Source organism: Pseudomonas syringae (genome assembly GCF_001698815.1).
Classification (GTDB): domain Bacteria; phylum Pseudomonadota; class Gammaproteobacteria; order Pseudomonadales; family Pseudomonadaceae; genus Aquipseudomonas; species Aquipseudomonas syringae_A.
In genome coordinates, this window is the sequence record NZ_LGSI01000050.1 from 205244 (window position 1) to 229366 (window position 24123).

The 24123-nt window shown below is 59.5% G+C and carries 24 protein-coding genes and 1 pseudogene; 12 read left to right on the plus strand and 13 right to left on the minus strand.

Translation table 11 applies throughout. The features are described from left to right. Positions 1-41: 41 nt before the first annotated feature. Positions 42-1145 carry an alpha/beta hydrolase gene (locus AFK24_RS16740; protein WP_065834256.1) on the minus strand — a complete coding sequence of 368 codons (1104 nt, stop codon included), beginning with the start codon at positions 1143-1145 and terminating at the stop codon, positions 42-44. A 256-nt stretch (positions 1146-1401) separates the two neighbouring features. Here AFK24_RS16740 and AFK24_RS16745 point away from each other — a divergent pair, with 256 nt between their 5' ends. Beyond that, positions 1402-2511, plus strand: coding sequence for a sugar diacid recognition domain-containing protein (locus AFK24_RS16745; protein ID WP_065834257.1), 1110 nt, complete (start codon positions 1402-1404; stop codon positions 2509-2511). Between the two features lie 87 nt (positions 2512-2598). After that, positions 2599-3735, plus strand: a complete 1137-nt coding sequence (locus AFK24_RS16750; RefSeq protein WP_065834258.1) for a glycerate kinase — start codon at positions 2599-2601, stop codon at positions 3733-3735. A 10-nt stretch (positions 3736-3745) separates the two neighbouring features. Here the strand turns inward: AFK24_RS16750 and AFK24_RS16755 are convergent, their stop codons facing one another. From AFK24_RS16755 to AFK24_RS16765, 3 genes are all read right to left on the minus strand, one after another. Next, positions 3746-4003 (minus strand): DUF2790 domain-containing protein, encoded by a 258-nt coding sequence (locus tag AFK24_RS16755; protein WP_065834259.1) that lies wholly within the window; start codon positions 4001-4003, stop codon positions 3746-3748. A 103-nt stretch (positions 4004-4106) separates the two neighbouring features. Then, positions 4107-5642: an MFS transporter gene (locus AFK24_RS16760; RefSeq protein ID WP_065834260.1), complete on the minus strand. Its 1536-nt coding sequence runs from the start codon at positions 5640-5642 to the stop codon at positions 4107-4109. 13 nt (positions 5643-5655) lie between these two features. Continuing rightward, entirely contained in the window at positions 5656-6156 is a 501-nt protein-coding gene (locus AFK24_RS16765) for a GlcG/HbpS family heme-binding protein (protein WP_065834261.1), read from the minus strand. A 102-nt stretch (positions 6157-6258) separates the two neighbouring features. Here AFK24_RS16765 and AFK24_RS16770 point away from each other — a divergent pair, with 102 nt between their 5' ends. From AFK24_RS16770 to AFK24_RS16780, 3 genes are all read left to right on the plus strand, one after another. Then, positions 6259-7149 (plus strand): LysR family transcriptional regulator, encoded by an 891-nt coding sequence (locus tag AFK24_RS16770; protein ID WP_065834262.1) that lies wholly within the window; start codon positions 6259-6261, stop codon positions 7147-7149. A 66-nt stretch (positions 7150-7215) separates the two neighbouring features. Then, complete coding sequence (locus tag AFK24_RS16775) at positions 7216-8310, plus strand: Fic family protein (protein WP_065834263.1); 1095 nt, start codon at positions 7216-7218, stop codon at positions 8308-8310. Further along, entirely contained in the window at positions 8307-8684 is a 378-nt protein-coding gene (locus tag AFK24_RS16780; RefSeq protein WP_065834264.1) for a VOC family protein, read from the plus strand. Before AFK24_RS16775 ends, AFK24_RS16780 begins: the two co-directional genes overlap by 4 nt. A gap of 126 nt (positions 8685-8810) precedes the next feature. Here AFK24_RS16780 and AFK24_RS16785 read toward each other — a convergent pair whose 3' ends face one another. Next, positions 8811-10340 carry an FAD-dependent oxidoreductase gene (locus AFK24_RS16785; RefSeq protein WP_065834265.1) on the minus strand — a complete coding sequence of 510 codons (1530 nt, stop codon included), beginning with the start codon at positions 10338-10340 and terminating at the stop codon, positions 8811-8813. Positions 10341-10416: 76 nt separating this feature from the next. After that, entirely contained in the window at positions 10417-10899 is a 483-nt protein-coding gene (locus AFK24_RS16790; RefSeq protein ID WP_065834266.1) for a GFA family protein, read from the minus strand. Positions 10900-11148: 249 nt separating this feature from the next. Between AFK24_RS16790 and AFK24_RS32080 the strand changes: the two are divergent. The 3 genes and pseudogenes from AFK24_RS32080 to AFK24_RS16800 all read left to right on the plus strand — a co-directional run. Further along, positions 11149-11916, plus strand: a pseudogene (locus AFK24_RS32080) (MCP four helix bundle domain-containing protein); the annotation flags it as partial. 18 nt (positions 11917-11934) lie between these two features. Beyond that, complete coding sequence (locus AFK24_RS32085) at positions 11935-12774, plus strand: methyl-accepting chemotaxis protein (RefSeq protein WP_430962166.1); 840 nt, start codon at positions 11935-11937, stop codon at positions 12772-12774. 138 nt (positions 12775-12912) lie between these two features. Further along, positions 12913-14157, plus strand: a complete 1245-nt coding sequence (locus AFK24_RS16800) for an AGE family epimerase/isomerase (protein WP_065834268.1) — start codon at positions 12913-12915, stop codon at positions 14155-14157. Between the two features lie 516 nt (positions 14158-14673). Here the strand turns inward: AFK24_RS16800 and AFK24_RS16805 are convergent. Together AFK24_RS16805 and AFK24_RS16810 are read right to left on the minus strand one after the other, a co-directional pair. Beyond that, positions 14674-15462: an exodeoxyribonuclease III gene (locus tag AFK24_RS16805; protein WP_065834269.1), complete on the minus strand. Its 789-nt coding sequence runs from the start codon at positions 15460-15462 to the stop codon at positions 14674-14676. Between the two features lie 71 nt (positions 15463-15533). Continuing rightward, positions 15534-16655 carry an AbrB family transcriptional regulator gene (locus AFK24_RS16810; protein WP_080482191.1) on the minus strand — a complete coding sequence of 374 codons (1122 nt, stop codon included), beginning with the start codon at positions 16653-16655 and terminating at the stop codon, positions 15534-15536. A gap of 90 nt (positions 16656-16745) precedes the next feature. Here AFK24_RS16810 and AFK24_RS16815 point away from each other — a divergent pair, with 90 nt between their 5' ends. Both AFK24_RS16815 and AFK24_RS16820 read left to right on the plus strand, forming a co-directional pair. Continuing rightward, positions 16746-17648 carry a LysR family transcriptional regulator gene (locus AFK24_RS16815; protein ID WP_065834270.1) on the plus strand — a complete coding sequence of 301 codons (903 nt, stop codon included), beginning with the start codon at positions 16746-16748 and terminating at the stop codon, positions 17646-17648. A 99-nt stretch (positions 17649-17747) separates the two neighbouring features. Then, positions 17748-17978, plus strand: coding sequence for a hypothetical protein (locus AFK24_RS16820; protein ID WP_065834271.1), 231 nt, complete (start codon positions 17748-17750; stop codon positions 17976-17978). On the opposite strand, the gene AFK24_RS16825 is transcribed toward AFK24_RS16820, so the two are convergent. Continuing rightward, positions 17964-18476 (minus strand): nucleoside 2-deoxyribosyltransferase, encoded by a 513-nt coding sequence (locus tag AFK24_RS16825; RefSeq protein WP_065834272.1) that lies wholly within the window; start codon positions 18474-18476, stop codon positions 17964-17966. The genes AFK24_RS16820 and AFK24_RS16825 overlap by 15 nt on opposite strands. A 173-nt stretch (positions 18477-18649) precedes the next feature. Here AFK24_RS16825 and AFK24_RS16830 point away from each other — a divergent pair, with 173 nt between their 5' ends. Beyond that, positions 18650-20329 (plus strand): VRR-NUC domain-containing protein, encoded by a 1680-nt coding sequence (locus AFK24_RS16830; RefSeq protein ID WP_065834388.1) that lies wholly within the window; start codon positions 18650-18652, stop codon positions 20327-20329. A gap of 151 nt (positions 20330-20480) precedes the next feature. Here AFK24_RS16830 and AFK24_RS16835 read toward each other — a convergent pair whose 3' ends face one another. After that, on the minus strand, positions 20481-21812 hold the full coding sequence (locus AFK24_RS16835) for an OprD family porin (protein ID WP_065834273.1): 1332 nt from the start codon (positions 21810-21812) through the stop codon (positions 20481-20483). A 184-nt stretch (positions 21813-21996) separates the two neighbouring features. Next, positions 21997-22299, minus strand: coding sequence for a hypothetical protein (locus tag AFK24_RS31610; RefSeq protein ID WP_240500407.1), 303 nt, complete (start codon positions 22297-22299; stop codon positions 21997-21999). On the opposite strand from AFK24_RS31610, the gene AFK24_RS16840 reads away from it, so the two are divergent. Then, on the plus strand, positions 22189-22659 hold the full coding sequence (locus AFK24_RS16840; protein WP_240500405.1) for a VOC family protein: 471 nt from the start codon (positions 22189-22191) through the stop codon (positions 22657-22659). The genes AFK24_RS31610 and AFK24_RS16840 overlap by 111 nt on opposite strands. 82 nt (positions 22660-22741) lie before the next feature. On the opposite strand, the gene AFK24_RS31205 is transcribed toward AFK24_RS16840, so the two are convergent. Both AFK24_RS31205 and AFK24_RS16850 read right to left on the minus strand, forming a co-directional pair. Beyond that, positions 22742-23080: a hypothetical protein gene (locus tag AFK24_RS31205; protein ID WP_065834275.1), complete on the minus strand. Its 339-nt coding sequence runs from the start codon at positions 23078-23080 to the stop codon at positions 22742-22744. A gap of 92 nt (positions 23081-23172) precedes the next feature. Next, positions 23173-24078 (minus strand): LysR substrate-binding domain-containing protein, encoded by a 906-nt coding sequence (locus AFK24_RS16850; protein WP_065834389.1) that lies wholly within the window; start codon positions 24076-24078, stop codon positions 23173-23175. Positions 24079-24123 lie beyond the last annotated feature (45 nt).

A 24123-nucleotide genomic window follows, 5' to 3' on the forward strand; every position in this document is an offset into this window, starting at 1 on the left:
GGGAATGAATTCCCTCCTACAGGTCTCAGGAACCAGGCGCGTTATTTTGCCAAAGACCCGGACGCCTCCAACACCTGCAACATCACTTCGGATTGCCACTCGAAATACGGGTTGAACGTCAGTCGTGCGTGCACTTTGCCAGCCTCGCGATAACCCCAGTCTGAATACCAGACCTGATCCCCGTTCAAGCACAACTGCATATCAGCGGTGCTCTGGCCGTTCCAGCAGATGCGCTGTTTGCCATTTTCGCCATACAGCGGGTTGGCGGGGGAGAACATCAAACCCATGTGCGAGAAGCGGCTGATCCGGTAGTCCGGCAGGTAATCGGTACGGACCAGCACTCGGGCGCTTTTTGCTGACTCAGCCGGATCGTCGCCGTACCAGATGAGGCGGCTGGACGGATTACTGAAACGCTGGTTGAAGTTGTCCAGCACATAACCGGTGTCCAGCACCGAATCATGCTCGGTAATGGCGACAAACACTGGCTTGTCATAGCTGCGCTGGCCCAGGCGTTTCTGCGCGAGAACACTGCTGCGATAAAACTGGGCGAAGCCATTGGTGGGCACATTCAGGTAACGCACCGGCGTTTGCAGCGGGCGCACGCCGTCGTCAGGGCTGGCCAGCCATGGCCGCGCCCAGACGATCCATTGCGTCATCCACGCATACGGGCTGTCGGAGCGGAACGCCGGCGAGAACAGCACCAGCCCGGCAATTTCATCGTGATCATAGGCGTAGTCGAGCACCAGATTGGCGCCCGTGGAAAACCCGCCCAGATACACCTTCGGTACGTCACGACTGAGGATGTTCGCCTGTTGGCGGACCACGTCCTGCCACTGCGCGAGTGTCACGTCGAGCATGTCCGAAGGCTTCGTGCCATGACCGGGCAGCAGCACGGTGCGCACCAGAAACCCTTGAGCGGCGAGTTTTTCGCCGATGTCATGGAAGGACCAGGGCGAATCCCCCAAGCCATGGACCAGCAAAATGCCACCTTTGAGCTGACCTTGCGGCCGCCACTCCTGAGGTGCGTTCCATTGCAGTTCCGCTTTGTGATCCGTGGTCTGAAAGCTGCGCTGTTGCTGCATCCATTCCAGGGTCTGCTGGCGATAAGCGGCGAAGCTGTCCGACGCTTTATCGTCGCTGGCCATCGAGCCACAGGCCTGAAGGGTGAGAGCAGAGAGCAGCAATGCAAGTCGATGCCTGGGCAAGATAAGGGATTCTCCGCTGAAGAAGGTGCATCGATAGAGCGGCGCAAGCCGTGACAGGTTCAACGAAATGCATGCAGTGCCAGCACTTTGCCACGTCAATCGCACTCGCATCCAGAATCAGGCAGACTCAACGCTCAAATAAAAACCAGCGGCACCTGTATGCACATCATCTTTAGTTCTTCGCCTGGAGCCCGCCATGTTCGCCCTTGATCATTCGCTGGCGCAGGACATCGTCGACCGGGCCATGGCCATATTGCCGTGCAACGTCAACGTCATGGATTATCTGGGCATCATCATCGGCAGCGGCGACGCCGAGCGTTTGTATACCCGGCATGAAGGTGCGCAATTGGTGCTGGCCAACCACCGCGTGGTGGAAATCGACGCCAGCACGGCGCGGCAACTGGACGGGGTGAAGCCGGGCGTGAACTTGCCGTTGATGCTCGATCAGCAACTGGTGGGCGTGCTCGGTATCACCGGCGAACCGGAGCAGGTGCGGGTCTACGCCGAACTGGTAAAAATGACCGCCGAGATGCTCATGGAACATCGCCGCCAGCAGGCCGATCAGCACTGGCGACATCAACGCAGCGAGGATTTGTTGGCGCGCCTGCTGCGGACCGACTGTCCGCAGAATCTGCTGGACGAGGTCCAGCAGCTGGGGCTGCAACCGGATTTGCCACGACAGGCGGTGTTGATCGAACTGGCCGGGCCGGCGACCGATGCCGCGAAAGTCGTGGCCTGGCTCAATGGCCGTTATGCCAACAGTTGGTGCCTGACCCGCGAGCCGATGCTGATCCATTGGTGTCGGGCCGTGGGCAAGGACCGCGACGACGCGTTGCTGCTGGAACAATTCGACGAGCAAGGCTGGCAGGTGCTGCGCATGGCGACGGTGGAGCAATCAGCTGACCTGCCTAACTTGCGTCATGCGGTCGCCGCAGCCCGGGATTTGCTGGATTACGCGCGTGAGGTTCAGCCGCAGCAACGTTTGTTGCGCCTGGCAGCGTATCGCCTGCCGGTACTGTTCTGGCGCTATCGACATGACTGGCTGGCGGCGCAGGTCGCCCAGCCGATTGCGCGTTTGCACAACCACGCTCAACTGCTGGAAACCCTGCGCAGCTGGTTCGACTACAGCGGCGAAAGCCAGGCCTGCGCCGATGTGCTGGGCATCCATCGCAACAGCCTGCGCTATCGCCTGGAAAAAATTGCCGAACTGAGCGGCTGCGATCCTTATCGCACCGATGATCTGCTGCGCCTGTACCTGGGCCTGCACATGACGCCACGCGCCGCGCTTTGTTCAAATGACCAATAAGCTGCCGTTTGCGTGGTGCGCAGGGCGCGAGGCAAATCCGCTCCGGGATGAGAACATCGCGACACTGCGTTTACGGAGAACAACAACATGAAAATCGTCATCGCCCCCGATTCCTTCAAGGACAGCTTGAGTGCTCAAGGTGTTGCGGATGCCATTGCCAGCGGGCTCGCCGAGGTTTGGCCCGACGCCGAGCTGATCAAATGCCCGATGGCCGATGGCGGCGAGGGCACCATCGAAGCGGTCCTCGCCGCGTGTGACGGCGAGCTGATGAGCGCCGAAGTCAGCGGCCCGCTGGGTCAACCGGTTGTTGCCCATTGGGGCTGGCTGGCCGCGAGCCAGACCGCAATCATCGAAATGGCCATGGCCAGCGGCTTGCAATTGTTGACCCTCGACCAGCGCGACGCGCGCATCACCAGCACCCGAGGCACCGGCGAGTTGATCCTCGCGGCGTTGGATGCCGGAGCCGTGCGGGTGATTCTGGCGATTGGCGGCAGCGCTACCAATGACGCGGGTAGCGGCATGCTTGCGGCGCTCGGCGCACGGTTTTTTGATGTCGACGGCGGACCGGTTGCGCCGGGCGGGCTGGCACTGGCGCAGGTCGCCCGGATTGATGTGCAACACCTGGATGCGCGTTTGCGCGACGTGCAATTTGAAGTGGCGGCTGATGTCGACAATCCGCTGTGCGGGCTCAACGGCGCCTCGCACATTTTCGGCCCGCAGAAAGGCGCATCGCCAGAGCAGGTTCTGCAACTGGATGACGCCCTTGGGCACTTCGCCGATCTTTCGGCTGGAGTTCTCGGCCACGATCTGCGTGACGAGCCGGGTTGCGGCGCGGCGGGCGGTATGGGCTTTGCGGCCAAGGCCTACTTGAACGCGTCGTTCCGGCCGGGGGTCGAGGTGGTGGCTGATCTCACCGGTCTTGCGCAGGCGTTGCAAGGCGCGGATCTGGCGATTACCGGTGAAGGTCGCTTCGATGCCCAAACCTTGCGCGGCAAGACGCCGTTCGGCGTGGCGCGCGTCGCCCGGCGGGCTGGCGTGCCGGTCATTGTCCTGGCCGGCACCCTCGGCGAGGGTTACGCCAGCTTGTACGAGCACGGCATCAGCGCGGCGTTTGCCTTGGCCAGCGGACCAATGACACTGGAGCAGGCCTGTCGCGACGCCCCGACCCTGTTGCACGACAGGGCGCGGGATCTGGCGCGCCTCTGGCAACTGGCGGCGCGCTGATCAGCGCAGATCAATTGTCACCCAGGCAACCGGTGCCATTGACCTCGTAACGCAGGGTGTGGGTTTTGCCCATGTGGTCGACGTAAGTCATTTCCACTGGCCGTACCCCGCAGAAATTCAGTTCCGGGGTGCTGACGACTTTGGCGATGTCCAGTTTTGTGCCGTAGGTGTAATCCTGGACATTGGCTTGAGGCTTGAGGCCAGCGTTGGCGACAGAAGCAACGCTGCCCAGGGCCAGCAAAGTGAAGGCAATCAGTGCGGTTTTCATGATGAGCATCTCGTTCAGGTGAGTTCAACTTCTTGAGCCTGTACGACGAAGCTCATCGAGCTTTATTCCCTCGCCTGAAAAGAACCGGATAAAAAAACGCTCTTCACGCCGATTGCAGATGTAACTGCGCAATGGGCTTGCGCATCAATGCACCCACCACCGCAGCGCCAAGCAAGGCCAGCAGCCCGGCAACCCAGAGCAATGTCGCGAAGCCTTGCACAAAGGCCTGTTGCGCCAGGGGTTGAACGATCAGCCGCGCGCTCTCGGTCAGGGGTGCCATGGCCGCGCCCATATCGCCGGCAACCACCCTCGAGGCGATGCCGTCGGCTTGATTCAGCCAGTTCGACGCCTGCGCCTGCATGGCGGCCTTCAGGCTTTGCTCGGTGTGGCTCGCCAATAACGCACCGTAGACGCCGATGGCCAGCATGATCGCGCTGAAGCGCATGGTGGTGCTCATGCCCGAGGCCATGCCGGCGCGGTCACGAGGCACGCACGCCATGATGTTCTTCTGGGTGTCACCGTTCAGCAACCCGGCACCGGCACCGGTAACCGCCATGGCACAGGCAAATCCGAGATAACCGACGCCGGACACCGCCCAGGCGCTGAGCAAATTGCCGCAACCGACCAGCGTCAAACCCGACGCCATCAGGGTTGCCGGAGACCAGTACCGCGCCAGCCTGGCGCCGATCTTCGGGCAAACCAGCATGGTCAGGGCAAAGGGCAGCATACCCAGACCTGAAGCAATGGCGCTGAAGCCCAGTCCGTTTTGCAGGTAAAACGGCAGCAGAGTCATCATCACCTGAGCGCATCCGGCGTAAGCGAACATGCCCAGCAATGCGCCAATGAAACGCGGGGATTTGAACAGCTGCAGATCCACCATCGGCCTGTGTTGCAGCCGCTCGACCAGCACGAACAACGCCAGCAGACCTAAGCCGCCGAACAACCGCAAAAACGTGACCGGGCTGTCCCAGCCGATACGATTGGCTTCGATCAATCCCCAGATCAGGCACAACAACGCCGCGCTGAAGGTCAGGCTGCCCCAGGGATCAAGACGCGCGGACTGTTCGTTGCGCGACTCTTCGATGTTGCGGCGAACCATGGCAATCAGCAGCAGGCCAACGGGCAGATTCAGGTAGAAAATCCAGCGCCAGCCCAACAGTTCGGCGATCAGCCCGCCCACGGTGGGCGCGGCCGTCATCGCCACGCCCATGCAGGCGCCCCAGAATGCCCAGGCTTTGGCCCGTTCGGTTTCGTCATGAAAGGCATGGCCGATGGTGGCCAGTGCCGATGTCAGCAGGAGGGCCGCACCTACGCCTTTGAGGGCGCGGGCAATGTCGAGGAACAGGATATTGGGCGCGGCGCCACAACCCAGCGAAGCCGCGATGAACAGCACCAGCCCGCAGAGCAGCATTTTCTTGCGCCCAAAACGATCCGCCACACTGCCGGACGGCAGCAACAGCGCGGCGAAAGCCAGCATGTAGGCACTGACCACCCATTCGATGTCGGCAAAGTTGGCGCCCAGGTCCCGAGCGATGCTGGGCAGCGTCACGGCGACGATATTGGTGTCGAGAACGATCAGTGAGCAGACGCCGGAAGCGGTCAGGAGCGTCATGCGTGGGCTGGGTCTGGTGATTTTCATGGTGGGCCTGCGATTACTGGTGTGATTGAAGAACCTGCAAGGACTGCAGCGCGGCAAGGGCGATTTCATCATCGTGGGCAGGCGTGTCGGCACTGACGCCGATGGCACCCACTACCTGGCCTTCGACGCGAATCGGCTGGCCGCCCTTCATCATCAGCAGCCCGGCAGTGATGGCCGCTGTGCGCCCGCCATTGATGCCTTTCTCCAGATCATCCGATGGACGCTTGAACAGGGCCGATGTCCGCGCCTTGCCCTGGGCCAGTTCGATGCCGGCCACGACCGGAGCGCTGCCCATGCGAGCCGTCAGAATGGGCCATCCGCCGTCGTCAACGACCGCGACCGCACAGGGCCATCCGTGCTGGCTGGCGTAGTCTTGTGCCGTCTGCACCAACCGGCTGGCGGTTTTCAAATCCAGCGTTGCTTTGTGAGTAATGCTCGCTGCGGGCTCGGCTGCGTTGGCTATTTGTAAGGCAAGCACACTGCAAAGCATGACGAGAACTGATTTGACGCGCATCGCTGATCTTCCTAAGGTGCATGAATGGGCAGCTTATCCCGGCATTCCCTTGGTGTTATTACCTGCGTCGCGTCACTTAATTACCTGTGAGCTAATTAAACTATGGAAATACGTCATTTCCGCTACTTCCTGGCGGTCGCCCGGCACAAGAGTTTTGTTCGCGCCGCCGAACAGCTAGGTATCGCGCCGCCGACCTTGACCCGGCAGATTCAGGACCTGGAAAGCGAACTCGGCACGCGCCTGTTGCAGCGCTCGCAACGGGACGTGAGCCTTACCGAAGCCGGACGTGCCTTGCAGATCGAAGCCGAGGCGACGCTGCGCCAATTCGAATCCGCGCAGCTCAGTGCACAGCGGGCCGGGCGCGGTGAAACCGGACATATCCAGCTGGGCTACGTCGCCTCGGCGGTGTTCTCGGGTGTTTTGCAAAATCAGGTCAGCGAATTTCGACAACGCTATGTGGATGTGGGCTTCACGATTACCGAACAGCTGATGCCGACCTTGCCGCGCCTGATCGAGGAAGGGCGGCTGGATATCGGCTACGTGCGCTCGCCGATGCCGTTGGGGGAGTCGCTGAGCCGACTGGATTTGCTCGAAGAAGCATTCGTTCTGGCGCTGCCGGCCGGTTCCTGGCTCTGCCACCTGAAACAGATCGAAGCATCGCACCTGCAGAACGAAACCTTTATTCTGCCCGAGCAGATATCAGGCACTTTCGACGTTGCAGCCCAAGGCGGGTTCGCCCCGAAACTGGGCCCGCAACCCGGCGGACTGGTGTCGGTGGTTGCCCTGGTTTCATTGGGGCAGGGCGTTGCCGTGGTGCCGCAATCGATGGTCGAGCGCATCCAGCTGCCCAACGTGCTTTACCGTCCGCTCCACGACTGCCAGCCTCGCTCATGCCTGTCGCTGATTTACCGACGCTACGAAAAGGCTGCGGCCGTGGCTCGGTTTATTGAGCATGTGAAGCGGGGTGCAGCGTCTGTTCAGTCTCGGGCGTGATTCTGCCGGGCAGATGAGCGACGATAGTGTCGGTTTGCGCAGTGAATTGATCCTGGAATCGAATGCATGAAGAAATACCAACCTCCCGTGACCTTGACCCCGCGAATGCTTTCCTTGGTGGCGGACATCAGCGAAGAATTAGGGCGGCTGTCGGCCCTGGGTGAAGTCAGTCAAGCGCCGATGTTGCGACGCGGTAATCGGATACGGACGATTCAGGCGTCCCTTGCCATCGAAAACAACACCTTGAGTGTTGAGCAAGTGACTGCGGTTCTCGATGGGCAGCGGGTATTGGGTTTGCCTCGGGAAATTCAGGAAGTACGCAATGCGTTCGCTGCCTATGAAGCGATGACCGAATGGCGGCCGAGCAACTGTGTCGATTTATTGGCTGCCCATAACCTGCTGATGCAGGGATTGATTGATGATGCCGGTTGCTTCAGGCAAGGAGGAGTGGGCATCTATCGTGGCAATCGACTGTTGCACATGGCTCCGCCAGCCAATCGGGTCAGGACCTTGATAGATGATTTGCTCGGTTGGGTAGCAACTGCGCAAGTCCATCCACTGATCGCCAGTTGCATTTTTCACTACGAATTTGAATTCATTCATCCATTTGCCAATGGTAATGGACGGATGGGGCGACTATGGCAAACGCTCATGCTCAGCCAGTGGCGACCGATGCTGGCTTATCTTCCTGTCGAGACAGTTATCCGCGAGCAGCAGGAGGCTTACTACGCAGCGCTGGCTGCGGCGGATCAACTGGCTGAGGCCACGCCGTTTGTAGAGTTCATGTTGAACGCGCTACAGCAGGCACTCGCAGAAGCGGCTGCGTCGAGTATCCAGAGTGTTGAACCGACCGCACAAGCTACCGCACAAGTAGCCGCACAAGTGACCGACCAAGTCCGGCGACTTCTTGACGCTTTGCGCATCGGTCAGGCACTTGGTGCTGCCGAGCTGATTGAGCATCTAGGGCTTACGCATCGCCAGTCGTTTCGCAACAGTTACCTTAACCCGGCACTGGTTGCCGGGCTCATCCAGATGACCAAACCTGCATCGCCGCGCAGTCCCGCGCAGGCCTACTACTTGACCGACAAGGCGCGCCTCCTGTTATCCGGCAAGCCTCCCGCGGCCACGCTGAACCCGCCAAACAACGGAGCCCAACCATGATCGATCATCTGGACCACCTGGTACTGACTGCCGTCGATGGCGAAGCCACCAAGGATTTCTACACTCGCGTGCTGGGGATGCAGCTGGAAACCTTCGGCGCCGGGCGTATGGCGTTTCGGTTCGGCAATCAGAAAATCAATCTGCACATTCGCGGCCATGAGTTCGAGCCCAAGGCTCATGTACCGGTGCCGGGCGCGCTGGACTTGTGCTTTATCGCGTCGATTCCACTGGAGCAGGTCATCGAGCGTTTGAACGCGGCGCAGTGGTCGATCATCGAAGGCCCGATCCTGCGCACCGGCGCTACCGGGCCGATTCGCTCGGTGTATGTGCGTGATCCGGATCTAAATTTGATCGAGATTTCAGAGCGGGTTTGAATTGGCCAGAACGGCGTGCCCTTATACCCCGTTGGAGCGAGGCTTGCCCGCGAAGAACGATAACGCGGTGGCTCTGACTCACCGAGGCGCCTGATTTGCGGGCAAACCTCGCTCCAACGGAACACATCACCGACACGCCTCCATTAACTGCAATGCTTCCTGCACCGGCAATGGCTGTTTCATTCGCTCGGCCAGCAACGCGACAGCGCGTTCGTATTTACAGGCCACGATTGCCGCGACAATTCCGCTCTGGCAGAGCAGTGCGACGAACTCGAATTTTTCCGGTTCGCCGGTATAGACAATGTCATCCCATTGCTCGGCGTGACCGAGGTAGTCGATGCGTTTGCCGAAGTGGTAGGTCCAGAAGAACGGCACGTCGGCATAGTGTTCAGCGCCGCCCAGCATGTTGAGCGCGGCGATGCGGCCGTGTTGTTGTGCCAGGCGCCAGTGCTCGATACGCAGCGGCTTGTCGGCCAGCGGGAAGGTAGCAATATCGCCAGCGGCCCAAAGCCCCGCCCTGAGTTGCATGCCGCTATCGACGCGAAGCGAGCCATCTTCTTCGCGTTCGATATCCTCGACAAAATCGGTCACCGGACTGACGCCAACTCCCACCAGAACGAGGTCCGCAGGCAGATGTTCCCCGTTGTTGAGTCGCACGCTTTCCAGGCGTTCATCGCCCTCGAAATGAGTGGCCTCGACGTGGGTGCGGAACAGCACGCCATGCTGCTCATGCAAGCCGCGTAGCGCTTTGCCGATACGTTCGCCGAACTGTTTCTGGAACGGAATTTCATGACGCGCGAGTACCGTGACTGCCAGACCGCGTTTGCGCAGGGCCGAGGCCGCCTCCAGCCCGATAAAACTGTCGCCGATGATCACCACCTTCGAACCGGGTTGCGCGGCGTACAGCACAGTGCGCGCATCGTCGCGGGAGCGGAGCAGCAGCACCTGAGGCAAATCCGAGCCGGGTAAATCAATGGGTTTGGGCTTGCCGCCGGTCGCGATCAGGGCGGCGTCGTAGTTCAGCGTCTGCCCGTCGTCCAGAATCACCTGCCTGGTGCTGCTGTCGAGGGATACGACCCTGGCATGGATGCGTTGTATGTGCTGTTCGCGATAGAAGCTTTCCTCCCGCAGCGGCGGTGTTTCATCCGGCGGCATATCCCCGGAGATCACGAATTTGCTCAATGCGGTGCGGTCGTAGCCGGGCTGCGCTTCTGCATCGATCAGGATCAACGCCCCGCCAAAACCCTTTTCCCGCAGGGTACTGGCGGCGGCGATGCCTGCAGCACCTGCGCCGATGAGCACAAACCTGCGCGGATCGGCGCTGCCGTCGCGAGCCGGTGCAGGCATCGGCTGATCATCGACCACGATCATGCCGTCCAGGATTTGCGCCGGATAACGCCGCAAGCCTTCCAGCGCGGGAGGTTCACTCAGGCTGCCGTCCTCTAGCTCGAACATCGCCTTGTGCCAGGGGCAAATCAACCTGCCGTTACAAATCGCGCCTTTGGCCAATGGTGCGCCTGCGTGAGGACATTTACCTTGATAGGCGCGAACTTGCTCACCCATTCGCACCAGAACAATGGGCTGGTCGCCGATCTTGATTTCGCTGCCGCGATCTTCTGCAAGATCAGCAAAGCGGGCGACGGTATGCAGGGCCATGGCGTTCTCCTGACAGGCTTTTTGTTGGGAGTCAGGCGCCGGGTGCAAGGTTCACTGCAAGTAAAAGCCACATCCCTCAGCGGACCAGACCCAGGCGCTCGTGCCAGTCGGCAATGGATTCTTCGGGAAAGCCATCGAACAGCTTATCGCCCTCGTGGGCTTGCACTTCCACCCACGACGCCTTGGAGTCGATCAGCAGATGCGTGTGTTCCGGCGGTGTCGGCAGCGGTGTATCGATAGCTGACGCAAACGGATGGATCAGCTCGGGCCATTCAGGGCTGAACAGCCACAAGCCACTGCCGCACAGTTTGCAGAAATGCCGCTCGGCACTGCTGGTATGCACGTGATGATCCTCACGCATCCTGGCGTGATAAATCGCGATGTGTGCGCGGCCTTTGACCTTCAGGCTTTTAGCGTCGCCGCTGAGGTTGATCGAATAGCCGCCACCGCCCTGTGTCTTGCGACAGATCGAGCAGTAGCAGCGTTGATAAGGATACGGATGGGCGCTGTTCAGGCTGAACTCGACCTCACCGCAATGGCAGGAACCTTCAAGATGCATGACGAAATCTCCTCAAGACATGCCTGAGCGCTGATAAAAAACTCCAGGCACTTAGGTTCTAGACAAGCGGATATCGGATTGAGTGTCTTCGTTCGTCGGACAATTCTTGATCAGATGAGAGAATTGTTACCAAGAAACGCTCAAGAACCCCGTCGCCAAGTCGATAGAGTCTAAAGTTGTCGGACAATTCAAGCCTGCCAAGTCCTGTTTCCTGATAACCCTTCTGTTCAATAACAAGAGCTCACGGCCATGAACCTACGTAATTTGACCATCGCCCGCCGGGCTGGCCTTGGCTTCACCCTGATTTCCCTGTTGGTTGCATTGCTGGGTTGGTTCGCGTTGGCGCAGATGTCGGCCATTCGCCAGAGCGAATTGGCGGTTGAAAGCAACTGGATGCCGAGTATGCGGGTGGTCAACGATATTCGGGAGAACATGCTGCGTATCCGCACTATCTCGCTGCGCATGGCTTTGGACCCGGATCCAAAGAACATCCCGACCTATCGCGGTCAGCTGGATGTTCGCAATCAGGACCTGAATAAAAAACTGGATACGTTGAACGCTTTTGTCGATACCCCGGAAGAAAAGGTCCTCAACGATCAGTTCCGCATAACGCTGGGTGACTATCAGAAAGGGCTCGAGCGTTCATTCGTCCTGGCGGCTCAGAACGACCGCGACGCGCTGAACAAGCTGCTGCTGGTGGACATGAAGCAGATTGTCGACGGCTCCGGCAAACAACTCAGCGATTTCAGCGAGTTCTATGCCAAACAGGTCGACCTCGAAGGCAAGGCAGCCGAGGCGCAATACAGCAAGTCGCAGACCATTGTGCTGATCTTCGTGATCATTGCCGGCTTGGGCACTATCGGCCTGGCGCTGTGGCTGACCCGCAGCATCGTGCGTCCGTTACAGACGGCGGTGCTCGCGGCTGAAGGTGTTGCTGCTGGCGACCTTACACAAACCATTCATGTGGATGGCAAGGACGAGGTCACGCGTCTGCTCGCCGCGCTGGAAAAAATGCAGGGCAACCTGCGTTCGGCCATGCGTCATATCGGCAGCTCGGCGACCCAGCTGGCGTCGGCGGCGACTGAACTGAATTCGGTGACCGAAGACAGCTACCGTGGCCTGCACCAGCAGAACGCCGAAATCGATCAGGCGGCCACCGCTATCAATGAAATGACCTCGGCGGTGGAAGAAGTGGCACGCAACGCCGTGTCGACCTCCGATGCGTCCAATCAATCCACCGTGTCGGCTCAGGCCGGGCAGGCTCGGGTGGTGGATACGGTGCAGTCGATCCAGACGCTGACCGATAACGTCCAGGCAACCTCGAAGCTGGTGCAGAACCTGGCGGATCAGTCCCAGGATATCGGCAAGGTACTGGACGTGATTCGCTCGATTGCCGAGCAGACCAACCTTCTGGCGCTCAACGCCGCCATCGAAGCCGCGCGGGCAGGGGAATCGGGACGCGGTTTCGCAGTGGTGGCCGATGAAGTCCGGGCTTTGGCGCACCGCACCCAGCAGTCGACGCTGGAAATCGACAAGATGGTCACGGCGATGCGCAGTGGTTCCGCTCAGGCGCTCGAATCGATGCAGACCAGCAGTCAGCGCGCGGGGGAGACCCTGTCGCTGGCGCAGGGTGCGGGCGAATCCTTGACCGACATCACCTCGTCGATCAATCAGATTTCCGAGCGCAATCTGGTCATCGCCAGCGCTGCTGAAGAGCAGGCGCAGGTGGCGCGCGAAGTTGATCGCAATATCGTCAACATCCGTGATCTGTCCATGCAATCGACCCATGGCGCCAATCAGATCAGTGCGTCGAGCCATGAGCTGTCGCGTCTGGCCGTGGAGTTGAACGCGGTGGTGGCGCGCTTCAAGGTCTGAGCAGGCGTCAGCTGTCGAGGCGTAACGGCGAGCTGTCCATGTGCTGGATAGCTTGCCGCTGGCCGTCCGGGCCGGGCATGATTCGCCACGGCCGATCATCCCGGCCATCGGACTATCGACAGAGGCGAAACAGCTTCCATGGACAATAAAAATCACACCTTCAGCAGTTGGCTGCGCGCGCCGGCCCACCATGAATGGCTGGCTCGCGAAGGCAACCGCCTGCTGAGTTTCGCCAAGGCTTCGCGCCTGCCCCAAGGGTTCGGCAATCTGGACGTACGCGGCGTACTGGCTGCCGACGCCCGTGCCGAAACCATGAATACCGCCCGCATGACCCACAGTTTCGCCATGGCCCATGTGCGCGGCATACCCGGTTGCGCGGCATTGGTGGATCACGGCATTGCGGCGCTCGCCGGGCCGCTGCGCGACGCCGAGCACGGTGGCTGGTTCAGCGGGCCGCTTGACGACGGCCTCAAGGCTGACAAGCAAGCCTATTTGCATGCCTTTGTCGCGCTGGCGGCCAGCTCCGCTGTGGTGGCGGGGCGAGCGGGCGCGCAGGAGCTGTTATCGGAGTCGATCCGGGTCATTCAGAACCGCTTCTGGAGCGAAGCAGAAGGCACCATGCGCGAATCCTTCGCTCGGGACTGGAGCGGCGAAGAGCAATATCGCGGCGCCAACAGCAATATGCACAGCACCGAAGCCTTTCTGGCCCTGGCCGATGTGACCGGCGACGCGCAATGGCTGGATCGTGCGCTGCGCATCGTCGAACGCGTGATTCACGGCCACGCCGCCGCCAATGATTTTCAGGTGGTCGAGCACTTCAGCCAGCGCTGGGAACCGTTGCCCGACTATAACCAGGACAATCCCGCCGACGGATTTCGCCCGTTCGGCACTACGCCGGGCCATGCGTTCGAATGGGCGCGGCTGTTGTTGCATCTGGAAGCGGCACGGCAACGGGCGCATCTGCCCACGCCCGCCTGGCTGGTGAAAGATGCGCAGCAGTTGTTCGCCAGCGCCTGCCGCAATGCCTGGGCAGTCGATGGCTTGCCGGGGATCGTCTACACCCTGGACTGGCAAAATCGCCCGGTGGTGCGTCATCGTCTGCATTGGGTGCATTGCGAGGCCGCCGCCGCTGCCGCTGCCTTGTTACAGCGCACCGACGAAAAGCAGTATGAAGACTGGTATCGGCGCTTCTGGGAGTTCAACGAAACCCTGTTCATCGACTATGAGCAGGGTAGCTGGCATCACGAACTCAACCCACAAAACCAGCCAAGCGCCGACATCTGGGCTGGCAAACCCGACCTGTATCACGCTTATCAGGCGACAGTCCTGCCGGTGCTGCCGTTGGCGCCGAGTTTGACGACGGGGTTGGCGGCGATGGGGTAGTTTGCCAAACAGGGTTGTTGATCGAGTACATATCCGTTGCTGCGGTAACGGCAGCTTAGGGTTCCGCCCTGACGGCGGGTTACTTGGAAAAGCGCCAAGTAACCAAGCGCTCTCGCCCCTGACGTCCGGAGCCTCGCCTGGGCTCGACATACCCTCGCTCCGGTCTTGCTCCGTGGGCCCGCCGCCATCGGCCATCCCTGGCCAAGGGCGGCTAACCCGGCATCCATGCCGGGTTGCCCACTGCGCAAAACCTGCGCTCGGCCTCCCGACGGGGCAGGTCAAGATCAAAAGCCAAAGCCAAAGCCAAAGCCAAAGCCAAAGCCAAAGCCAAAGCCAGATCAACAGCCAGAACAGGTTTGTGGGAGCAAGCAATGCGTCCAGCAGCCAACACCGGCCCCGTTGGAGCGAGGCTTGCCCGCGAAGAACGATGACGCGGTGGAACTGGGTCACCGAGGCGTCTGATTCGCCGACAAGTCCGAATGCCGCCCGCGTGCTGCTGCCGGGGATTGTGTTCGATCAATCCCCCATATCCAGCTCAACCCAGGTCGGCGCATGGTCGCTGGCGTGGGGCAGGTCGCGGGGCCAGCGGTCTACGCCAGCGTTGGTCAAGCGCGCAGTGGTTTCGGCATTGAGCAGTAGATGATCGATGCGCAGCCCCGAATTGGTTTTCCAGTGATTGCGGAAATAGTCCCAGAACGTATAAATCCTCTCGTCCGGAAACTGCGCACGCAAGGCGTCGGTCCAGCCTTGGTCGAGCAGGCGCTGAAAACACTCGCGGCTTTCCGGCTGCAGCAGCGCGTCCTTGAGCCATGAACGGGTGTTGTAGATGTCTTCATCGGTCGGCACCACGTTGTAGTCACCCGCCAGCACCACCGGATGGCCGCTGGCGTACAGCGATGCGGCGTGGTCGATGAGCTTTTCGAACCATGCCAGTTTGTAGTCGAACTTCGGCCCCGGCTGCGGGTTGCCGTTGGGCAGGTACAGACAGCCCACGATCACCCCATGGGCGGCTGCCTCCAGGTAGCGACTGTGACTGTCTTTTTCATTGCCCGGCAGGCCTCGGCGGATTTCCAGCGGTTCCATGCCCTTGGCGAGGATCGCTACGCCGTTCCAGGAGGTTTGTCCGTGCCAGATTGCGCCGTACCCGGCGTCGCGGATATCGCCGATGGGAAACGCCAGGTCGGTCGCCTTGAGCTCCTGCAGGCAGACGATATCGGGGGCTTCGCGGTCCAGCCATTCCAGCAGGATCGGTAGCCGGGCGCGAATGCCGTTGATGTTGAAGGTAGCGATTTTAAGCGGATCCACGGGGCGTTCCTCTCATGTGCAGCAGCCGATAGCTATTTGAGAGGTTCGTGGACAAGAGATTCAATGCGTTTTCAATGGGCTTGCGCAGTCTTTGGTGTCGTCAGGCGAATGATCTGCCGAGCGAAGAAAGCGCCGGTGAGGATCACGCCGATCAAGCGCAGGGTTTGCATGGCCAATACGAAACCAACATCGGAGTGGGTATCGATGGCGATGATCGCCATAGCATCCAGCCCGCCGGGACTGGTGGCCAGATAGACCGAGAGGAAATCCTTGCCAAGCATCACGGCGATCAACCAAGCGGAGAGGGCACACAGAACAATCAGCAGCAACGAGCCCGCAATCATTGCCGGTAGGCGGCGCCAGACATAACTGATCGTTGGCCGATCGAAACGCAAGCCAACATAACTGCCGATAGCGCCATAAGCCAAAGCGAGCATCCACGACGGCAAGGTGATTTGCAGCATCCCGCTCAATTGCAGTGCACCGCCAATCAACAGCGGCCCCATCAACGCCCCGGCCGGCATGCGTTTGGCGACAAAGATACCGAAAACGATCACGCCCAGACTCAGGGCGAAATTCAGCAGGTTCAGGCCCTCCACTGCGATATCGCGTGCATGAGCCTGGGTACCGCCGCCTTCCACGCCAATCAGGCGACTGACCAGCGCACCGATAGTGACCACGCAGACCACGCGCACATATTGCATGGTCGCAACCACGCGGGAATCGGCGCCGTAATCCTCGGACATAGCGACCATTGCCGATGCCGCACCTGGCGAAGTGCCCCAAGCGGCCGTGCTGCCAGAGATGCCCGCATAACGCACCAATGCCAAGCCAACCACAGCGCTGAGCAGCACGATGAGCACGGTGGCGAACAACATCACATACCAGGACTGCACGACAGTCACCAACACGGCCATGCTCATCGAGTGCGCAACCAATGCACCTACCGTGCCCTGGCCCAGCTGAAACGCGATCTTGGGCATGCGAATGCTGGCCCCGGAAACGCCGAAACCAATCGCGACCAGCATCGGGCCGAGAAACAGCGCAGCGGGGATTTGCCAATACATCAACAGTTGCCCGACCGCTCCGGCGATCAGGATCAAACCGAACCATTGCAGCATTGGGGGAAGGGCGTGGAGGGAAAAGCGTGGTGCGCGCAGCAAGGGAGAGCTCCCGTAACGGTAGATGCTCATCGAGGCATCCAGTACCGGCAAGTATCGACACTGCAACCGATCAAGTCTATTTTCTAATAATCATGAATTGATAACTTTGGTTGATGAATTATGGATCTTCGCGATCTCACCTATTTTGAAACGATCGCCGAGCTGGGCCACTTGGGCCGCGCTGCGCAGAAACTCAACCGCAGCCAGCCCGCGCTGACCAAAAGCATCCAGCGTCTGGAAGAATCATTCGGTACCAAGCTGTTCCAGCGCGACGGCCGGCGCATCAAGTTGACGCCGGTAGGTGAGCTGTTGCAGGCGCGGGGCAAGGTCCTGCAGCAGAGCATCGCCCAGACCCAGCGCGAGGTGCGGGATTTTGCCAGCGGTGCGGTGGGCAACATTCGCCTGGGCTGCGCGGCGACCATGGCCGAATACCTGCTGCCGAAGCTGACCTCGGCATTGCTGCAACGGGCGCCGGACATCACCCTGAAAATGGTCATCGGCCAGGACGACCTGTTGCGCGAGTCGCTGCGTTCCGGCCAGCTGGACATGATCATCTGCTCGCTGATCACCGATGACGAACAGTGCGAGAGTCATGCAATCCTCAAGGATGAGGCTGTGGTCATCGCCAGCAAGGATCATCCGATTTTCAAGACCCGCTACACCATGGAGGACCTGGCGAGCTATCGCTGGGTGCTGCCGCCGGTGGGGGTTTCTTCGCGCAAATGGCTGGACGAGGCCTTTTTAAGGCAACGCTTGCCGTTGCCGGTGGTGCAGATCGAGGCCAACTCCATTCCGCTGTTGCCCGGCCTGATCGAGCGCACCAGCCTGCTGAGCTTCACCGCCAGGGAGACCCTGGAGTTCGGCAACAATATGCAACGCTTGCGCGAAGTGGCGCTGGAACACACGACGATGAAACGCACCATCGGCTGCACGGTACGCAAGGGCGGCTATCTGTCGCCTGCGGCGCACGCCATGGTGCAGATGTTGCGCGACAGCAGTGGGGAATTTTTGAGCTGGACGTGATGCGGGTGGCTCCATTTCTGCGCGCACTGGGTTAGCCTGTGGCTTATACGGGGGTGAACGGCACCCTCGATCGAGGAAAACGATCAGGAGCAAGACACGATGCAGAGCCACCTACAATCGCTGAGCCATAAGGCATTGGTGCCGCTTTTCGCCAGCAGCGATCACCATTTTGGTGGTGATCAGTCGCCCCTCAATGACGCCGATGCCGACGAAGATACCGACCCGGAAGGTTATCTGGATCTGGATGTACTGGGGCTGGATGAATTCAGCGACTCGGACAAGCTGGACCCGATCTTCGGCAGCGATGTAGGTTCTTCATCGCTGAATTGACGCCAGATGCAGCGACAGCGCCTCGACGCCCAGCTCGACAGTCGAACTGGCTCCGGCCCAGGTACACGCCAGCATCAGGTTGCGCGGTAGGCCGAAATCCTCCACCACATAACCTTTCGCATCGCAGCCGTTGCCATCATGTGGCACCAGATCGCGCAGAGATGGCACCGGCTCGAAATACGCCCACACCGGCTTGTTCAGCGCGACCGCCATGCCCACTTCGAAGGCCGTGCCTGAGTCAGGCTCGAATCCGCGAAATACATTGAGGTTGGCCAGCACCGCCGAGCAGCGCTGGATCATCGCGATGTTCATCGAGCAGATCATGCTGGCGGTTGCTTCGGGCGACAGTTGAGGGACGACTTCGTTGTCGAATGGGTACAAACCTTCCAGGCCGTGGGCGCTACACAGGGCTTTGAGGTAGTTGCCGTGTTCGATGGCGTCCTGACGGAACACGTCAAAGCCGGCCAGATAAATCTGCGGGGCAGTGCGGATGTGCATGGCGTTCTCCAATGAGCCGGTCGCATCGGGGGATTCTATACCCTGCGCGGGGGATGACTCACCGTGATCCGGACCGTGTATCGCCACCATTTATCCGGCCGCAGGTAACCAGGCTGGAATCTGTACGGATAACCAGTATCCTTGAGCGATCTTTCCCACGCGTGAACCCGGCCGTGCCTACGTTAGAACTGGAAAACCCTTTCTACTACCTCGATAACTTTCGTCAGGTCCTGGCCTGGATCGCCCAGCGCTATGACGATTTGCTCGACGAGGAAGAACGGCATTTCATCACCACCTTCGACGCGTTGCCGCAACCTGCACAAGGGCTGCTGGTGCGCATGGTCATGCGCAAGGGCCTGTTGTTTCGGGCCAGCAAGCTCAGTTACGAAGAAATCGGCGATACCCAGCTGGCGGTCATGCCGTTGTTGCAGACTGGCTGGGTCGATCCTCGGCCAGCGCTGAGCCTCGAACAACTCTTCGCGTTGCTGCGCAAGGCGGAACTGAGCCAGTGTTTCAAGAATCACGGGATAAAAGGCGTCGAACGCAAAACCGAGCTGCTGGCCCGGTTGCAGCCATTACATGAGTCGGCGCTGGCGTTGGACGAATGGTTTGCAGGGATCGACGACAAGGTTTTTCAGCTGACGGTCATGCCCATCTGCGACCGGCTGCGGCTGTTGTATTTCGGCAACCTGTACCAGGAATGGTCCGAGTTTGTGCTGGCTGATCTGGGCATCTATCGCTATGAGAAAGTCGAATTCTCCATAGAGTCCCGAGGCATCACTGAACGCGCGGACGTCGACACCTGTCTCGCCCTGCACCTGTGTCGTCAGGCTTTGGATGATGCAGCGGATCTGACTGAGCTGGCGCTCGCGGCCATCGGGATCAATACCTCGAACCCATGGTTAAGCATGCGGCATGGCAAATTGCTGTTTCAGATCGGGCAGCAGGCCGAGCGGGCACAGAATTGGCCGCTGGCGTTGCGCGTCTATGAACAGAGCCAATATCCCGGAGCCCGCTCCCGGCGAATTCGCGTGCTGGAGCGTAGCGCCGAGTATGCACAGGCCATGGCCCTGCTGGAACAGGCGCAGACCGCCCCGGAGAACGACGCGGAAAAACAGCATTTGCTGCGCATCTTGCCGCGTCTGCAACGCAAGCTGGGCCTGGCCGGTAAGCAACGACGCGTGGTTCGCGATGTGCTGCGATTGGACCTTTGCATAGCGCCGCGCCCGGATCTGCACGTCGAGCAGTTGATTCAGCTGCATCTGGCCGAGGAGGGCAGCCAGGTGCATTACGTGGAAAATACCCTGATCAATTCGCTGTTCGGCCTGCTGTGCTGGCCGGCGATTTTTGCGCCATTGCCGGGCGCGTTCTTTCATCCGTTTCACAGTGGACCTGCTGACTTGCACAGCCCGGACTTCTATCAGCGCCGCGCTACGCTGTTCGACGAGTGCCTGGCACAGCTGGATGGCGATGACTGGAAAGTGACGATTCGCGAGCATTACCTGAGCAAGTTCGGCCTGCAATCGCCGTTCGTGTTCTGGGGCGCGCTGACGCCGGAACTACTGGAGCAGGCTTTGCTGTGCTTGCCGGTGGAGCATCTGCGCCATTGGTTTCGGCGACTTCTGCTGGACATCAAGGCCAATCGCACCGGCATGCCCGACCTGATCCAGTTTTTCCCTGAGCAGCGACGCTACCGCATGATCGAAGTCAAAGGCCCCGGCGACCGCTTGCAGGACAACCAACTGCGCTGGCTGGATTTCTGCGCCGAGCATGGCATGCCGGTGGTGGTGTGTTATGTGCAGTGGGAGGTTGTGCCGGTGGAAGAAGTCAGTTGCACCGGGATATCAGCATGAAAGCGATTTCTTCCACAGTATCGCGCGGCAAATCGTTGGAGCGAGGCTTGCCCGCGAATCAGCCGTAGGAGCGACTTTAGTCGCGAGGGCGTCAATTACCCTCCCGGCTAAAGCCGGTCCTACAGCAAGCCCCCAACGAATTTCGTAAGAGTTAAAGAATCGAAATCGGATAATCGACGATCACCCGAAATTCATTCTGGTCACCTTCGGCCTGATCGGCGTTGCCCCGATGCCAGGCCTGACGCAGGCGTACCGAAAGATCCTTGGCCGGGCCTTGCTGGACCACGTATTTGGCTTCCAGGTTGGTTTCGTGATGTTTGCCGTCTTCACCATAACCGTACGCGCGATACGGGCTGTCCAGCGCCATCTTGGTGCCGTCGATGTCTTTGCCGTTGGCATAACGCGCCATGAAGCTCAAACCGGGAACACCGTAGGCGCTCATAGCCAGGTCGTAACGTGCCTGCCAGGACTTTTCACCCGGGCCGTTGAAGTCCGAGTATTGAATCGAGTTGGCGAGGAAGATGGAGTCCGCGCTCGAGCCAGGTCCGTTATCGCCAAAGCCTGCATAGTCGAATGGCTCATCACCGTGTACTTGTTGATAGGCGAGAGTGAAAGTATGGCCCGCCAGGAATGCATAGGCGCCAGACAGCGACCACGTAGTGTTGCTGATATCGCCAGCCTTGGCTTGGCCTTCATCGTTAGTGCGGTAGATATTGAAGTCGAAGATCAATGATTGATCGTTGGCCAGCGCCAAGGTGTAGTTAGCGTTGGCATAGTATTGACGCCAGATGTCTTCGAACTCCGATCCGTACAGCGAAACGGAGAGGGTATCGGTGATTGCATACTTGCCACCCACATAATCAACACTGTTGGCAGTTACCCCTGCGTAGGTCGCGAAAATTTCACCGTCGGAGTCGGTATGTTGCGGACCGTTGGCGGCGGTGAAGTGGCCAGCCTCAAGATCCAGTCCGGTTATTTCGCTGCTTTGCAGGGAAAGTCCCGTCGCCGTCTGGGGGAATAATCGGGTGCCGCCCGCCGCGAACACTGGTGCAGTAGGCTGCATCTGGCCCCACTTGAGCATGGTCTTGGAGAAACGCACCTTGAGTGCGCCACCGGCACTGCTGAAGTTGTTTTCCGGGCTGCCATCGCTGTCTACCGGAATGTTGCCGGTGCCTGACGTTCCTGCGCCGCCATCAAGTTTAAGACCGAACCAGCCATAGGCATCCACGCCGAAACCGACAGTGCCTTGAGTAAATCCTGAGGAGAAATTACCCAATACGCCCTGCGACCAGTCTCTTCGGTCGCCAATGCCATTTTTACCGTCGCGATTGAAGTAGTAGTTGCGCAATAGCACATTGGCCTTGGCGTCTTCCATGAAGCCTTTTGCTTCGCCTTGATCACTGACAAATGCTTCTGCGGCGGCTGATTGCATAGCCGCCGCTGTAATTGCCACGGCAATCAAACTGATAGTAATCACTTTCATGATGGCTTTACCTTTGGGTATTTGAATTGCTGTGCCCGTATCAATAACGTGGCTGCCAGAGTTCGCCCGCAAGAAGCCAAGCATAATAGCAACCTATCAAATCGCCACGTGAGCGGCTAAATCAAGTGCTTATGGACGGTTGTTTCTGACGATTGGTAAGTTGTTTGGTTAGTTATTATCTAGTTTAGGAAGTTGGTTGTTTCAATCCTGAAACGGCTTGTTCCATGTTTATAGACGCTGAAGGATCGAGGGTGCCGCCGTTGATTGCAGTGATGTCGAAACCGGGCATCGTGAATCGATTAATGAAGTACGTGGCGTTGGGCGTCACGCTTCTCTGGAGAATAGTCATGGCCATAAACAAATGATCAGTCCCTGCCTGTGGTTCGATGATCAGGCGCAGCAGGCTGCCGAGTACTACACCGGTATTTTCGAAGATTCGCGAATTGTTGGTATTACCCACTATGGCGAGGCCGGCTTCGAGGTGCATGGGCGGCCGGCCGGGTCGGTAATGTCCGTGATGTTCGAGTTGCGCGGGGAGTTATTTACTGCCCTTAACGGCGGGCCGCTCTTTACCTTCAACGAAGCGATATCGTTGCAGGTGTACTGTGAAAACCAGGAGCAACTGGATGACTACTGGGATCGGCTTTCGGCAGGTGGCGACCCGAATGCCCAGCAATGTGGCTGGCTCAAGGATAAGTACGGCGTGTCCTGGCAGATTTTGCCTAGCCTGTTGCTGAAAAAAATGGGCAGCGGTAACGCCAGTCAGAATGACCGGGTGATGAACGCGATCCTGCAGATGAAGAAACTCGATATAGCGAGGCTGGAACGCGCGTTCAGCGGGGCTTGATAGAAGGCAAAACAAGCCGATGCAATGCTCCGCAAAGGCTTGTTCGTCAGGTGTTGCACGCGGGGCCGCGATGGTTCAACGCTTAACTGCCGCCGCCACTGCCGCCACTGCCACCGTTGCCACCCGCGCCACCGGTCCCGCCATCGCCGCCGCCGCCACTACCGCCCATGCCTTGTTTGTTGCTCATGCCGCCGCCGGTGCCGCTGTCCGTGCCTTTATTGGCGGGTTCCGGGTCCATGCCTTTCACGCCGGGACTGGTGCCTTTGGTGCCGGGGTTAGTGCCGTCGGTGTTTTTTTCCAGAGGGACTTTCGGTGCGTTGTCCACGGGATCGGTCGGCCCGGTCGAACCGGCAAATGCCGTACCCGCAACCGTGGCCAGCAACCCGGACAGGGCGAGGGCAGTCAGTCTTTTGTTGAACATGATGTGAGTCTCCATTGTTATCGGGGCCATACATCTGATTGGTTGCTTGATTCACGATGTAGGTGCCGCCGCGCCCGACCAACGGCATGTCCTCAGAAACGGTAGATCTCGGGAATCTCCCTCTTGATGAAGGCATGCATGTGCTCAAGGAAGCTGTCCTGCAGGCGCGAAGCTTCGCCGTGCACCGGCAACAGCATGCAGAAATCCATCTCGATTGCCGGCTCGAAGGCTTTGAATACAATGCCTTTTCCTCGATATTCCACGGCGCTGATCGCATCGACCAGCGCGACTCCCAGGCCCTGCTCGACGAAGCCACACATGGGCAGCGACAGCTGGGTTTCCAGGCGCAATTGGCGCTCCACGTTATGGGTCGCGAAAATCGTATCAATCTGTTGCCGCGAACCGATGGCGTGCGGGTATGAGATGAAGGCCTCACCTTCAAGATCCTGCGGCACGATGAGGGGTTTGTCTTGCAGACGATGCCCTGCGGGAACGGCGCACAGCATTCGAGTTGCGAGCAGCTTCTCGCCACGGGGACTGGGATAAGTATTGGGCAGGACAATGATGCCCAGGTCGCAGCGTTGGCTGGCGACTAGATCAATCACCTCTCGCGATGAGTTCACCACCAGAGAAATCTGCACCTGATCATGCTCGGCGATGAAGCTGGCAATGGCTCGCGGTAAAAAAGACAAACCCATGGCTGGCGCGCAAGCGATCTGCAACGCGCCGCGCTTGAGGTTATGGATGTCTCGGGCGGTGCGCGCGATGCGCTCGACGCCAATCAGCGAGCGCTGCACTTCCTGGTAAAGGGCCATGGCTTCGGCAGTGGGCTGCAAGCGGCCTTTGATGCGGTCAAACAGCGCAAAGCCGATGTCATCTTCGAGGCTGGCGATCAGGCGAGTCGCCGCCGGTTGCGAGATATGCAGCATCTCTGCGGCGCGCGTTACGGTCTGCCCAAGGATCACCGCACGGAAGGCTTCGAGTTGCCGCAAATTCATAATCATCAACCCATAACAAAAAGACATGAGTGAACGAAAATAAAG